This is a genomic window from Pseudomonas sp. A0308, from assembly GCF_044218815.1.
Classification (GTDB): domain Bacteria; phylum Pseudomonadota; class Gammaproteobacteria; order Pseudomonadales; family Pseudomonadaceae; genus Aquipseudomonas; species Aquipseudomonas iridis.
Genome location: NZ_CP162581.1, coordinates 616052 through 629309, shown reverse-complemented (window position 1 = coordinate 629309; position 13258 = coordinate 616052). Strand labels below are relative to the sequence as shown.

Genomic DNA, 13258 nt, shown 5'->3' with positions numbered 1-13258 from the left:
GTCAAAGCCCCCGATTAATTCGAAGGCGACGAATAACCTGTGGTGAGGGCGTTCGCTAAATCCCCTCACCACAGAGTCACCGCCAGACTTAACTATCCGGCATACATTTCAGTGAGTCTCATTGATCCGCAACTGCGCACACAATCCACCCTGCGGCAGGTTGTACAGCTGCAACGTGCTGCCGATCTTGCTGACGATCATTTGCACAATGGCCAGCCCCAACCCGGCACCGTTGGCGTGGCCGTGACTGTAAAAGCGTTCGAACAACCGTGCGTAATCCTGTTCGTTGATACCGGGGCCGGCGTCTTCGACGCTGATGTACACCGCCCCGGAAGTTTGCGGCAGCACCTGAACCCGCACCTCGCTGCCGGGTGGGGCGAAGTTCAATGCATTGGTCACCAGGTTTTGCAGAGCGATAGCCAGGGCGACGGGATCGGTATCTGCCGGGCAGTGGTGGTCGCTGTCGAGGATCAGCTCTACGTCTCTTTCCAGTGCCAGCGGCGCCAGTTCCGCCAGTTCTTCGCGTACCAGCGCAGTCAGTTCCACTGCGCTTTTTTCCGGATTGGCCAGACGCGGCTCGATGCGCGCCATGGTCAGCAACTGACTGGCGATGCGCGTGGCACGGTCGACACCGCTGAGCAGAAACTCCAGCGCCTCTTCGCGTTGTTGCGGCGTGCCGGCCAATTGCGCGTTTTGCGCGTGGATGCGCAAAATCGCCAGCGGCGTGCGCAGCTCATGTGCCGCGTCGGCGATGAAACGTCGCTCGCGCCCCAGCAGATTGTCAATCTGCTGCAACAACCGGTTGAGCGCGGTTTGCATCGGTTCGAGGTCGTGGGGCAGGGGGCTGAGGTTGAGCGGTTTCAGCGTTTCGGTATTGCGCCCACGAATGCTTTGGGCCATGGCCCGCAGCGGTTGCAGGCCCCAGCCGATGGTCAGCCAGATCAGCAGGGCCAACAGCGGCACACCGATCACACTCGGCCACAACGTATGACCGACGATACGCTCGATCAGGTCCTGACGAATGTCGTCACGTTCACCAACCCAGATCAATAGCCCCTGCTGCGTATCCTTGAGCAGGAAGGCGCACCAGTCGCGGCCGTTGTCTATCAAGTCGTGCGAGCCCAGCGTCGTTGGTGGCGCCTTGAGTTCCGGTGCTTCGGCGGAACGCATCAGCAATTGGCCGTCGCTGCGCCAGACCTGAAACGTCAGTCGGGTTTCATAGGGGTGTGCGGCTTCGCCATCGCCAACCCGGCTCATGGCCTGATCGAAAGCATGATGGAGCCGATCCCAGTTATTGTCGCCCGGTGCGCGCTGGGCCAGCACGCCTTGCAACAAGCGCGCACTCTGCGCCAGTTGTGCGTCGTAGACCTCTTCGATTTCATGGTGACTGTCGCGCAGCACCAGCCAGCTGATCAGCACATCGCCCATCAGTACCAGAATCAGCACCGGCACCAGAATCCGCGCGCGTATGGAAATCATGGGTTGAGCTCCACGACATAACCGACGCCGCGCACGGTGCGGATCAACTCCGTGGAGAGCTTTTTACGCAGGTTGTGGATCAGCACCTCGAGGGTGTTGCTCTCGACCCGCTCCTGCCAACCGTAAAGAGCCCGGGACAAGCGCTCGCGAGTGACGACTTTGCCGGGGCGGACCAACAGCTGATGGAGCAACTGGTATTCCATCGGTGTCACCACGACGTCGTTGCCGTGCCAGGTTACCTGTTGGCTGACCGGATCGAGGCACACGCCCGCATGCTCCAGCACCGGTTGCGCACGCCCCTGACTGCGGCGCAGCAAGGCACGGATGCGTGCCTTCAACTCGTCGACATCGAACGGCTTGATCAGGTAGTCATCGGCGCCGGCATCCAGCCCGGCAATGCGCTCGGCGGTGCCGTCGCGGGCGGTGAGGATCAAGACCGGCAAGTCCTGCTGCCCGCCGCGCAGTTGTTGCAGCAGCTCCAGACCGTCGAGCCGTGGCAGGCCGAGGTCGAGCAACAGCAGATCGAAGCTTTCACTGCGCAATGCATGCAAGGCGCTGATGCCATCCTGCAACCAGTCGAGGGTGTAGCCTTCGTTGCTCAGCGCAACGCGGATGCCTTGCCCGAGGGCGCGATCATCTTCGACCAGAAGTAGGCGCATGGACGGTTCTCTGTAGGAAATAGGGCGTTTGATCGGCGGCATCATGCCGCTGTACGGCCAGCCGTGGCAGTCCGGCCGACGGGAAAGATGTAACGACTCGTTGCCAACTAAGCTTTCACTAAGGTTGCTTTTGCACAGTGAGGCCTTCCTCATCGAGCGAGAGTGTTTCCATGCGTAAACTTCTGCTGTTATCCCTGATTGTCGCCAGCCCGATGGCGCTTGCCGGCCCGCAATGCACCACCGCTGAGCGTTCGCAATGGCAAGACGAGAAGGCGTTTCAAGAGAAACTGAAAGGCCAGGGCTACGAGATCAGCAAGTTCAAAGTCACTGATGGCAATTGCTATGAGATCTACGGCTTTGACAAAGACAAGCGCAAGGTCGAGATCTACCACGACCCGGTCAGCGGCAAAGCGATCAAGACCGAGATCAAGGGCTGATGCCGAGCGAGTCCCTGCGCCTGTGGGATCCCGTGGTACGGCTGTTTCATCTGTCCATCGCGGGTGTCTTCGTCGCCAATTACTTCTTCAATGAGGCCGGCGATGACTGGCATGTCTGGCTCGGCTACTACGCCGTAGCCTGGCTGCTGGTGCGAATGGTGTGGGGGTTCATTGGGCCACGCAGTGCGCGTTGGGCGGACTTCTGGCCGACGCCGTCGCGACTTGCCAGCCACGCGCGTTCGTTGCTGGCCGGGCGACCCGAACATCGTCTTGGGCATTCGCCGCTGGGTGCGCTGGTGATGATTCTGATGCTGCTGGCGCTGTTGACTGTCGGCCTCAGCGGTTGGGCCATGGAAGAGATTGATGCCCTGTGGGGCGCCGATTGGCCGCTTCAGGTTCATGAAACCGCAGCTGATGGCCTGCTGGTGTTGGTCTGCATCCACATCGCCGCCGCCGTGTTTGAAAGCTTTCAGGTTCGCGACAACTTGCCGTTGTCGATGCTCACCGGACGCCGTCGCCGATTGCCGGACGATTCGACGCGCTGACAAGGATTTTTTGCCGATTGCCACCCATCCTGCCTTTGCCGCGAGTTGACTATGCGTGCGTTATCTCTACGCCTGAAATTTATACTTGCCAGTCTGGCCGTGTGCCTTGTTTTTCTGGCTGCTTGGCGCAGCCATCCAACCCATGTTCTGGCGCCGTTCGCGGTCGCAACAGCCCCGGTCGACGCCGCGCTGCCAGCCCCCGAACCGAAGTACAGCAGCCGTTTCGTTTCCTCTGAACTGAAAGACTTTGTGCATTCCTCCTCGGTCACGGCGTTGCCCGGCGGGGATCTGATGGCTGTGTGGTTTGCCGGCTCGCGCGAAGGCGCCGCTGATGTGCAGATCCGCACCGCGCGCTATGACGCCGACACCGCGGAGTGGGGCGCCGAACACGTGCTGGCCACCCGTGAATCGACCCGTGACGGCACGCGTCGATATATCCGCAAACTCGGCAACCCGGTGATTGCCCTGGCGCCGGATCAACGTCTGTGGATGTTCTACGTTTCAGTGTCCGTGGGCGGCTGGGCCACCAGCGCGATCAACGTGATGGTCTCCAATGACATGGGGCGTAACTGGACGGCGCCACGGCAGTTGATCACCTCGCCATTCTTCAACATCAGCACGCTGGTGCGCGCCGCGCCGGTGTTCCATGCCGACGGCTCAATCGGTTTGCCGGTGTATCACGAATTCATGGGCAAATTTGCCGAATACCTGTACCTGAGCGCGGACGGCGCGGTCATCGATAAATTCCGCATCAGCCGCGGCAAAAACTCGCTGCAACCCACCATTGTGCCCCTGGACGCCCGCCGCGCCGTGGCGATGCTGCGTTATGCCGGTGACACCCATCATCGCGTACTCGCCAGCCGCACCGAAGACGCCGGGCAAACATGGAGCGAGCCGTATCCGCTGGAACCGGCCAACCCCAACTCTTCGCTGGCCGCCGTGGGCACCGCTGACGATGGTCTGCTGGTGGCATTGAACGATCTGCGCGATGGTCGGTTCAAGCTGAGCCTGTACGGCACCGATGCCAGTTTCAAAGACTGGCGCAGCGTCATCGAACTCGACCAGTCACCGGATCCGCTTGGTCAGCCGTTCTCGCCCGAAGCTTATAAGGCGATCATTGGCGAAGGTTTTCGCGCCTCCAGCGGCGCGCGCCGGCTGCCATTGGAACAACGTTTCCTGAGCAATCTGGATTACCGCGTGTGCAAGCCGCAAGGCTGTGATTTCGAGTACGAATACCCCTATTTCAGCCGTGGCACCGACGGCCTCTATCACCTGGTGTATTCGTGGAATAACACCTTCATCAAACATGTCAGTTTCAATGAAGCCTGGCTGGAGGAGCGCCTGTGATGCTGTTTCCATGGCAAGCCCATTTGAGTTTTATCCTGTTGGGTTTTGTCCTGCTGGGGTCATTGCGCGGCACCCGGCGCTGGCGCCCTTGGTTGTTGCCGCTATTGGCGCTGGTCAGTTTCATACCGGTCAATCACCTGCCGCTGGCCGCGTATGTACGCAGTTTTACCGATGATCTGGCGATCACCACGCTGGTGTTGTTGGGCTGGGCGAGCCTGTTGCGCCTGGGCGTCGTCCAGCCGGTGAAACCTGTGGTGCGCATGCAAGTGTTGCTGGTGTTTGGCCTGCTGGCCGCGGTGTTGTACCCGGCGACAATGGGCCTGACTTATGTCGACCCTTACCGCTGGGGTTTCAATCCGCAGCCGATGATCGTCTGCATCGGCCTGCTGACGCTGGCGTTGGTATGGCTGCGCAATGGCTTGGCGGTGTGGATGCTCGCGCTCGGCACGCTGGCCTTTGCGCTGAGGCTCAAGGCTTCGGAAAACTACTGGGATTACCTGATCGATCCGCTGCTGGTTGGCTACTGCCTGGTGGCCGGCGCGATGCTTTGCCTCGAATCGATCTGGCGGCGTTTACGCCGGACGTCGGCTGTCGCGGCATCTTCTATCTAAACGAATGACTCAGAGGTTAACGATGGGCTGCTTGCAATCGCGACGCCTGCGCTACGGCGTGGGTGCGGCAGGTTTGACATTTTTGCTGTTCGCTCTGCTCAGGCTGGTGTTTGTGCTGGGTTTTTCCGGCATTGCGCTCAGCGAGTTTGTCGATAATCCGCAGCTGCGCGAAACCCTCGGCATCGGCCTGCGTTTCGATCTGCGGCTGGCCGTGTTGCTGATGTTGCCACTGGCCGTGCTGGCCTGGCTGCCACGCTGGAACCTGATACGAGTGCCGTTGTTGCGTGCTGTTGCTCGAGGTTATTGGCTGCTGGCGCTGGGCATTGTTGGCCTGGTGTACATCATCGATTTTGGCCATTACGCCTACCTCGGGGTGCGGATCAACGCCACGATCTTGCGTTATCTGGAGGATGCGCAGATCTCGCAGCAGATGGTTCGGGAAACCTATCCGGTGCTGTGGATTACCCTAGGCTGGCTCACGGTGCTGGGCCTGTGGTTCTGCGGATTCTTGCGTCTTGAAAAGCTGACATTGACGCGTGAGCCTCGGGCCATCGGACGCACCTCGCTCGCCATCGGCACCGGGGCCGGATTGATCGCCGTGCTGCTGGCACTGCTCGGACGAGTGGAAAATCTCAACCTGGAAAACCCGGTGCCGTTGCGCTGGAGCGATGCATTTTTCTCCGGTAACGCGCAGACGGCGGCGTTAGGGCTCAACCCGGTGTTGTTTCTGTACGACACGCTCAAGGCAGGGCAGGCGCAGTTTGACGAGGCTCAGGTACGCGAGCATTACCCGGCGGTTGCGCGCTATCTGGGCGTGGATCGTCCGGACGCACAAAGGCTGACCTTTGATCGCCAGCAGGGCGTGCAGCCGTACCGGGTCGCAGGTACGCCGAACGTGATGTTCGTCATGCTCGAGTCCCTTGGCACCAGCGCAGTCGGGGCTTACGGCAACCCGCTCAACCCGACGCCTAATCTCGATCAACTGGCGACCCAGAGCTGGTTCTTCAAGCACTTCTACGTCCCGGTCACCGGCACCGCGAAAACCGTATGGGCGAGCATCACCGGGGTTCCCGACGTCACCCGCCAGGAAACGGCAACCCGCCATCCGCTGATCACCCGCCAACATACGCTGATCAATGCCTTCACCGATTACCGCAAGCTCTACATGATTGGTGGCAACGCGGGGTGGGCCAACATCAATGCGCTGATCCAGCAAAGCATCGAGGGCGTGCGTCTGTACCAGGAAAGCGACTGGCGCGCGCCGCTGGTGGATGTGTGGGGCATTTCCGATCTGGATCTGTTCAAGGAAAGCGACCGGATACTTCGCGATCTGCCTAGGGATCAGCCGTTCTTCGCTTACGTGCAAACTTCGGGCAACCACAGGCCGTTCACCATTCCCGAGAACAACGACGGTTTTCAGGTCAGTAACCTGTCGCTGGAACAGGTGCAGGCCGCCGGGTCACGTAGCGTCGAGCAGTACAACGCCGTGCGGCTGCTGGACTTCAACATCGGCAAATTGATGGAGCTGGCCAAGGCCGGCGGCTACTACGACAACACGATTTTTGTATTCTTTGGTGACCACAACACCCGCATCAGCCAGATCCCGCACATGCCGCCGGCCTTCGAGCAGCTGGGGCTGGAGAGCAATCATGTGCCGATGCTCATTCATGCCCCGGGGTTGCTCAAGCCCAAGGTGATCGACCAGGCCGTGGGGTTGGCGGATCTGCTGCCCACCGTTGCGGGCATGGCCGGCATCCCGTTCACCAATGGCGCGATGGGGCGCGATATTCAGCAACCGCCGCCAGAAGGTGAGCGTGTGGTGCCGCTGGTATTGCGCGAGGGCACATTCCCGCTGATCGGTGGCGTGACCCGCCATCATCTGCTGCAAATGCAGCACGACGGGAGCAATCCGACCCTGCACGACCTGCGCTCGCTAACCCCACTGGAAAACGTCGCCGAACAAAATCCGCAGGAGTATCAGCGGTTGGTGGAACTGACCCGAGGCTTGCACGAAAGCGCCAGGATGATGCTGTACCGCAACGTGCGTTGAGGCTGGAAACTGGCGGGAGCAAAGTGTTGAGTTCAGAGCCGGGATTATCTGCACCGGCGAGACCTGCAGGGCCGCGGTGAAAATGACGTTTGCCAAGGGCGCTTCATTGGAAGACCCGGCGAAGTGGTTCAACGCCAGCCTGAGCGGCAACGCGCGGCGGTGGCGCTGCTAACCCTCTCCCAAGGGGAGAGGGGACTGACCGCGTTGTTCTGGCGAGATACACCGACCTGAAATCGGGAGCCGAACTCGGGTTTGAACTGCACTCGGTCGGCTCCCTTTCACCTCGCGCCTTGGAGCGGTCCGGGGGCAAATCCCGCCGACACTTCAAAAACTCAATTCCCATCCGCGACCTTGCGCTCGATCTCATCAACCTTGCGCTGCAGCTCTTCGGCATCCTGCTCTTTGACCCGAGTGGATGAAGGCGTGATGACCTCGTCCACAGCCTTGGTGTCATCGTCCCTGTCCGCAAGATCGCGCTCGACCACATTGACCGGTTTGCCGGACGTATCGGTAGGCGGGGCGTTCGGGGTTTTGCTGTCGTTGCTGTTCATATCGCTGACCTCCGTTGGTGTAAACATTGGAGGTCTCCCAAAGCAGAGCGTTCGATATTTCTGCCGATTACTGAATCAACGCTGGAGAAATCTTGCAACGGGGTGGCCGCAGGATGACTCAATCTGGACCTGCCCGGGGTCACCACGTCCTGGGCCCGAATTACCGGATCAGGCGAACGATGATGTCATCGATCTGATAATCGTTGCCACCATCCGACCCACCACCCCCACCTCGATCCTGATGGCTCACTATCTGAATGGTATGTTTCGCGCTTTGGGTGACTGAAAAATTCCTCGCCTGCGTATACCACTGGCTGTTACGGGGAACATTGTAGGGCGGCAAAATCTGTTGGCCGGATGCAAGCGTGACCGAAAAAATAGGTGGGACGTTATTGCTCAGAGGGCTGAAATTTCGGACTCGATAACTGAATGAGTAGGTATGGCCGGCTAATAGCAGGAATGTCTGACTGAACAATAAACCGGAGTGACCCGAGGCCGCAGTAGTGTCATTGTGAAATACACCGCCGGTCACGCGACCTTGAAACCCTGCAGGGCCTTTTAGCCAATTGCCTGAAGTGCCGTTCGTAAAATCAGTAACAGAATCTGTCCAGGTTTCCACGGTAAACGTGCGTGGCGGCGTGGACACCGGGCCATCGCCATACAAGGCAAGTGCGGTGAGGCTGTAAGCTTTCACGCTCAATGAGCTGACCACCTGGCTCCAGTTGCCGCTGGCATTGGCGGAGGGTTCATGCAGTGTGTTGGTGCCATCGCGCAAGCGGATTTTCTGGTTGGGACTGGCCGCGCCGCTGACGGTGACGGAGCGGTCAAAAGTAGTGCCACCGTTCGCGACTGTGCCGTTGGTGTCGGTGACATTGGCGATGGTTGGCGTGACAGTTTGGGCGACGGTAAACGTGCGTGGCGGCGTGGACACCGGGCCATCGCCATACAAGGCAAGTGCGTTGAGGCTGTAGGCTTTCACGCTCAATGAACTGACCACCTGGCTCCAGTTGCCGCTGGCATTGGCGGAGGGTTCATGCAGTGTGCTGGTGCCATCGCGCAAGCGGATTTTCTGGTTGGGGCTGGCCGTGCCGCCGACGGTGACGGAGCGGTCAAATGTAGTGCCACCGTTCGCGACCACGCCTTTGGAATCGGTGACATTGGCGATGGTTGGCGTGACAGTTTGGGCGACGGTAAACGTGCGTGGCGGCGTGGACACCGGGCCATCGCCATACAAGGCAAGTGCGGTGAGGCTGTAGGCTTTCACGCTCAATGAACTGACCACCTGGCTCCAGTTGCCGCTGGCATTGGCGGAGGGTTCATGCAGTGTGCTCGTGCCATCGCGCAGGCGGATTTTCTGGTTGGGACTGGCCGTGCCGCCGACGGTGACGGAGCGGTCAAATGTAGTGCCACCGTTCGCGACCACGCCTTTGGAATCGGTGACATTGGCGATGGTTGGCGTGACAGTTTGGGCGACGGTAAACGTGCGTAATGGCGACACCGGGCCATCGCCATACAAGGCAAGTGCGGTGAGGCTGTAGGCTTTCACGCTCAATGAGCTGACCACCTGACTCCAGTTGCCGCTAGCATTGGCGGAGGGTTCATGCAGTGTGTTGGTGCCATCGCGCAAGCGGATTTTCTGGTTGGGGCTGGCCGTGCCGCTGACCGTGACGTTTGTGTCGAATGTGACGCCGTTGTCGGGGATTTCGGCTCCCTTGGCATCGATCACTGAATCGATCGTCGGCGACATCCATCCAGCTATCAGCAGATCGAGCGTTGCCGAATACTCGTACCGCCCTGTGGCGGCTCGCAACAACACATAAATCACCTTCACGTTTCTTCCGATATTGGGGGTCACGAACCGTACATCCACTCTGAATCGCACAGGCCGGCCTGCGGTCACTGTCGTGATGGGCGCCCAGTCACTGGTACTGCCGAGGGGATGATCCCCACGCCAGTAGTAGGTGACGATGTCATCCTTTTCTGTATTCGCCCCGATCAGTACATGAACCATGTCGAACAAGTTGGTCGGATCCAGCATATCCGGCGGATCGGCTTCCTCGACCACCGGTATCGGCAGCGTGGCGCGAATTTTCTCGACCTTGGCCAGCAACCGTTCGGATTCAGTGACGCCGTAGAGCGCCGCTTGGTCGTTGGACACCCGGTATGAAACATCGAGGCTGCCATTGTCGAGCACGCTGATATGCTCATTGTCGACATGCAAGGTGACGATCCCTGCCTTTGCGTCGTTGGCGGTGACGGTATATTCAGCTTCGTGCGCATACGGGTTACCGTTGGATCGCTCGCCTTTCCACAGCAGGTTGATGAAGTCGCCGCTGCCTATGCCCTGATACCGGAGGTCCGCGGTGGCGCGAGGTTCGTCTGGCTCCAGCTTGTCGCCGCGAAGCTCACGAATGGTCGGCTCTGGCAGCATCACAACGTCACCCACCACGTCGGCAAAAGTGCGCCTGGATGAGAGCGTCTCGCCATTCTTTTTCTTCAACAGAAATGAAGCATCCGCCAGGCCCATGGCGATGGCTCTTATATCCGCGTAGGACACTTCCCAATCCAGAATGGTCGGTATGCTGTTCACGGTTTTACACGCTGAACGGATCAATGGCTTACCGGTCTTGGGCGTGCCGATGAAGGAAAAGATCACTTCGTCTCCGAGAGCGAAATCCTTGCTCTGCACATGAACCTGAATCGTGACGTTCTGTTTGTTCAGATCCCTGATCGTAATGATGCCGTTGATCGATTGTTCGATGACGGGCGCTTCCAGGCGCCAGCCACCGGCATCAACGCGAACGCGCGTGCTTTGCGAACGCCGGACCGCCCAGTTAAAGACGATATCGCGAATGTGATAGCGCACTAGCAATGCCACACTGTCTCCCCCGGCCAGAATGGCTGCCTGGTCGGCGATGATCACGATGGGGGTTTTTCTATCGGCCTCATCCTGTGTCACGGTATGGGGCGCAAGAATGTTGTTGGCGCTCCCCCAATGCACCAGGATCGTGTCACCCACTGCCATTTCCGGGTAGAACGGAATGGTAAAGGGCACGCCTTTTTTCGCCCACTCGGCATCAATACCTTGCTGCACGACATCTTCGGGCAACTGCACCGGATGCAGCTCGGAATGCCCGTCCGGCAGATGCGGCGCCTTGTCGCGACCGCCGGGGTTCGTGAGTTTGACCAATAATCGCGACGCCACCGAATCGTCATCGGGCGTCGTCTGGCCAGCTCGCAGCAACCGGTAATAGCAGCTTTCGACCCAGCCTGGTTTCACGAGCGCCGCAGGCAAATAGAAGAACAGCGTTTTATTGACTTCGTCAGACGCTACCTCTCTGGTGAAGACCTCTATGTCATCCCAAAAAATGAAGAGCATGTCGCGCTCACTCATGCCGATGTACGGATTGATCGCACACAACATACCGTCGGGGTTGTCTTTGACCATTGCGATATTGATGCCGCCATCTCCGTCTTTAATGGGACGAACAATACCCGCGATCAGCAGGGGACGAAGCGACCGCGTCTCGTTGTCGTCGACGTGGGGGAACAGGTAGATATTGTCGGAGGGCATGTCGAAGTTCCTGTCGTGGGGGGAAACAACTTCAGGCATTGAGAAGTCTGTTTGATCGAGCCCCGACAGGGAAAGCGTGCCTGCTGCTTGCGAGTGGTTTGTGGGTGCACATGATCAGGAACTCCGTTCAGAAAGGTGACGGAGTAATTGAACGTTGTATGGGAAAATTGCGCACCTGTCAGATCTGACAGGTGCGCAGGGATTTTCGACGAATGGTAGGAGGCGAGAGTCTGTCTCGGTTCCCGTATGGATCAGCATCAGTCCTTGAGAATGTCGCGATCCTTGGTTTCCGGCAGGAAGAACGTACCGAGTATCGCCGTCATTACCGCTATCACGATCGGATACCACAGCCCGTAATAAATATCCCCGGTGGCCGCGACCATTGCGAAGGCTACAGTCGGTAGGAACCCGCCGAACCAGCCATTGCCGATGTGATAGGGCAGCGACATCGAGGTGTAGCGGATGCGGGTCGGGAACAGCTCGACGAGCCACGCCGCAATCGGGCCGTACACCATGGTCACGTAGATCACCAGAATGGTCAGTAGCAGCAACATCATCGGGTAATTGGTTTTCGCCGGATCGGCTTTCTCCGGGTAGCCCGCCTCCTTCAGTGCGCTGCTCAGATTGGCGGTAAACGAATCGTTGCGCGCCTTGAAGTCAGCGGCGGGCAGGGCGCTGCCCTCGAAGCTCTCGACGACCTTGTCACCGATGCGCACTTGCGCGACGGTGCCGGGCTCGGCCTCGACGTTCTCGTAAGGAATCGCGCGTTTCGCCAGCAGGGTCTTGGCCAGGTCGCAGGAACTGGTGAATCTGGCCTTGCCCACCGGGTCGAACTGGAACGAGCACTGATCGGAATTGGCGATCACCTTGACCGGGTTTTTCTCCTGGGCGATGAACACGTCGGGGTTACCGTACTGGGTCAACGCATGGAAGATCGGGAAGTAAGTCAGCGCTGCCAGAATGCAGCCGACCATGATGATCGGCTTGCGGCCGATGCGGTCGGACAGGCTACCGAAGATCACGAAGAACGGCGTGCCGATCAACAGTGATCCGGCGATCAACAGGTTGGCGGTCTGAGGGTCGATCTTCAGCGTCTGCAACAGGAAAAACAGCGCGTAGAACTGCCCGGTGTACCAAACCACCGCCTGACCGGCTGTACCGCCGAGCAGCGACATGATCACCACTTTGAGGTTGTCCCAGCGCGCGAAGGATTCAGTCAGCGGCGCCTTGGACGCCTTGCCTTCAGCCTTCATCTTCTGGAACACCGGCGACTCGCTCAGTTGCAGGCGGATGTACACCGAAACGATCAGCAGCAGGATCGACAGCAGGAACGGAATCCGCCAGCCCCAGGCTTCGAACGCTTCGGTGCCCAGCGCGGTGCGGCAGGCGAGGATCACCAGCAGCGACATGAACAGACCCAGGGTCGCGGTGGTTTGAATCCATGAAGTGAAAAAGCCGCGTCTGCCCGGTGGTGCATGTTCGGCCACGTAAGTCGCCGCGCCGCCGTACTCGCCGCCCAGCGCCAGGCCTTGCAGCAGGCGCAGGGTGATCAGGATGACTGGCGCGGCGACGCCGATGGTTGCGTATCCGGGCAGTAGACCAACGATAGCCGTGGACACACCCATGATCACAATTGTGATCAGGAACGTGTGTTTGCGCCCGATCATGTCGCCAAGCCGGCCAAACACGATGGCGCCGAACGGCCGCACGGCAAACCCGGCGGCGAACGCCAGCAAAGCGAAGATGAACGCGGTGGTCTCGTTGACGCCTGCAAAAAAGTGCTTGGCGATGATCGCCGCCAGTGAGCCGTAAAGGTAAAAGTCGTACCACTCGAACACCGTGCCCAGGGACGAAGCGAAGATGACCTTGCGCTCCTCCTTGGTGATGCCGCCGCTGCGAGGTGGATTGCCTGTGGGTGTCGTGTCGATTGTGGTCATGGGTGTACTCCGTCGTACGTGTTTTTTGTAGGCCGGAGTTCCCCATTACCGCTTTATCGCACTCTGGC

10 protein-coding genes and 1 pseudogene are annotated in these 13258 nt (G+C 59.4%); 6 read left to right on the top strand and 5 right to left on the bottom strand.

The genetic code is table 11. From position 1 onward, the window contains the following. Positions 1–108: 108 nt before the first annotated feature. Together AB4P92_RS02880 and AB4P92_RS02875 are read right to left on the bottom strand one after the other, a co-directional pair. On the bottom strand, positions 109–1479 hold the full coding sequence (locus AB4P92_RS02880) for an ATP-binding protein (RefSeq protein WP_395598826.1): 1371 nt from the start codon (positions 1477–1479) through the stop codon (positions 109–111). Further along, positions 1476–2138: a response regulator gene (locus AB4P92_RS02875; RefSeq protein WP_042558897.1), complete on the bottom strand. Its 663-nt coding sequence runs from the start codon at positions 2136–2138 to the stop codon at positions 1476–1478. The genes AB4P92_RS02880 and AB4P92_RS02875 overlap by 4 nt, the downstream gene beginning before the upstream one ends. A 170-nt stretch (positions 2139–2308) precedes the next feature. On the opposite strand from AB4P92_RS02875, the gene AB4P92_RS02870 reads away from it, so the two are divergent. From AB4P92_RS02870 to AB4P92_RS02845, 6 genes and pseudogenes are all read left to right on the top strand, one after another. Continuing rightward, positions 2309–2575 (top strand): PepSY domain-containing protein, encoded by a 267-nt coding sequence (locus AB4P92_RS02870; RefSeq protein WP_042558898.1) that lies wholly within the window; start codon positions 2309–2311, stop codon positions 2573–2575. Next, positions 2575–3120: a cytochrome b/b6 domain-containing protein gene (locus tag AB4P92_RS02865; protein WP_042558899.1), complete on the top strand. Its 546-nt coding sequence runs from the start codon at positions 2575–2577 to the stop codon at positions 3118–3120. The genes AB4P92_RS02870 and AB4P92_RS02865 overlap by 1 nt, the downstream gene beginning before the upstream one ends. A 51-nt stretch (positions 3121–3171) precedes the next feature. Next, positions 3172–4467, top strand: coding sequence for an exo-alpha-sialidase (locus tag AB4P92_RS02860; RefSeq protein ID WP_395598825.1), 1296 nt, complete (start codon positions 3172–3174; stop codon positions 4465–4467). Next, positions 4467–5078: a hypothetical protein gene (locus AB4P92_RS02855; protein ID WP_395598824.1), complete on the top strand. Its 612-nt coding sequence runs from the start codon at positions 4467–4469 to the stop codon at positions 5076–5078. Before AB4P92_RS02860 ends, AB4P92_RS02855 begins: the two co-directional genes overlap by 1 nt. Before the next feature lie 22 nt (positions 5079–5100). Further along, positions 5101–7128 carry an LTA synthase family protein gene (locus tag AB4P92_RS02850; protein WP_395598823.1) on the top strand — a complete coding sequence of 676 codons (2028 nt, stop codon included), beginning with the start codon at positions 5101–5103 and terminating at the stop codon, positions 7126–7128. Continuing rightward, a pseudogene (locus tag AB4P92_RS02845) lies at positions 7124–7288 on the top strand (DUF1801 domain-containing protein); the annotation flags it as partial. The gene AB4P92_RS02850 and the pseudogene AB4P92_RS02845, both read left to right, overlap by 5 nt. Positions 7289–7460: 172 nt before the next feature. On the opposite strand, the gene AB4P92_RS02840 reads toward AB4P92_RS02845, so the two are convergent. From AB4P92_RS02840 to AB4P92_RS02830, 3 genes are all read right to left on the bottom strand, one after another. Continuing rightward, complete coding sequence (locus AB4P92_RS02840) at positions 7461–7679, bottom strand: hypothetical protein (protein ID WP_150591635.1); 219 nt, start codon at positions 7677–7679, stop codon at positions 7461–7463. Between the two features lie 160 nt (positions 7680–7839). After that, complete coding sequence (locus tag AB4P92_RS02835) at positions 7840–11253, bottom strand: hypothetical protein (protein ID WP_395598822.1); 3414 nt, start codon at positions 11251–11253, stop codon at positions 7840–7842. 257 nt (positions 11254–11510) lie between these two features. Then, a complete protein-coding gene (locus AB4P92_RS02830; protein WP_047302110.1) occupies positions 11511–13190 on the bottom strand; it encodes an MFS transporter in 1680 nt (559 codons plus the stop codon). Positions 13191–13258: the final 68 nt, after the last annotated feature.

What these genes read in the sequence shown, in the direction of transcription:
- AB4P92_RS02840 (WP_150591635.1), bottom strand. Translation starts at nt 7,679, where the DNA reads ATGAACAGCAACGACAGCAAAACCCCGAACGCCCCGCCTACCGATACG.
- AB4P92_RS02870 (WP_042558898.1), top strand. Translation starts at nt 2,309, where the DNA reads ATGCGTAAACTTCTGCTGTTATCCCTGATTGTCGCCAGCCCGATGGCG.
- AB4P92_RS02865 (WP_042558899.1), top strand. Translation starts at nt 2,575, where the DNA reads ATGCCGAGCGAGTCCCTGCGCCTGTGGGATCCCGTGGTACGGCTGTTT.
- AB4P92_RS02875 (WP_042558897.1), bottom strand. Translation starts at nt 2,138, where the DNA reads ATGCGCCTACTTCTGGTCGAAGATGATCGCGCCCTCGGGCAAGGCATC.
- AB4P92_RS02880 (WP_395598826.1), bottom strand. Translation starts at nt 1,479, where the DNA reads ATGATTTCCATACGCGCGCGGATTCTGGTGCCGGTGCTGATTCTGGTA.
- AB4P92_RS02855 (WP_395598824.1), top strand. Translation starts at nt 4,467, where the DNA reads ATGCTGTTTCCATGGCAAGCCCATTTGAGTTTTATCCTGTTGGGTTTT.
- AB4P92_RS02830 (WP_047302110.1), bottom strand. Translation starts at nt 13,190, where the DNA reads ATGACCACAATCGACACGACACCCACAGGCAATCCACCTCGCAGCGGC.
- AB4P92_RS02850 (WP_395598823.1), top strand. Translation starts at nt 5,101, where the DNA reads ATGGGCTGCTTGCAATCGCGACGCCTGCGCTACGGCGTGGGTGCGGCA.
- AB4P92_RS02860 (WP_395598825.1), top strand. Translation starts at nt 3,172, where the DNA reads ATGCGTGCGTTATCTCTACGCCTGAAATTTATACTTGCCAGTCTGGCC.
- AB4P92_RS02835 (WP_395598822.1), bottom strand. Translation starts at nt 11,253, where the DNA reads ATGCCCTCCGACAATATCTACCTGTTCCCCCACGTCGACGACAACGAG.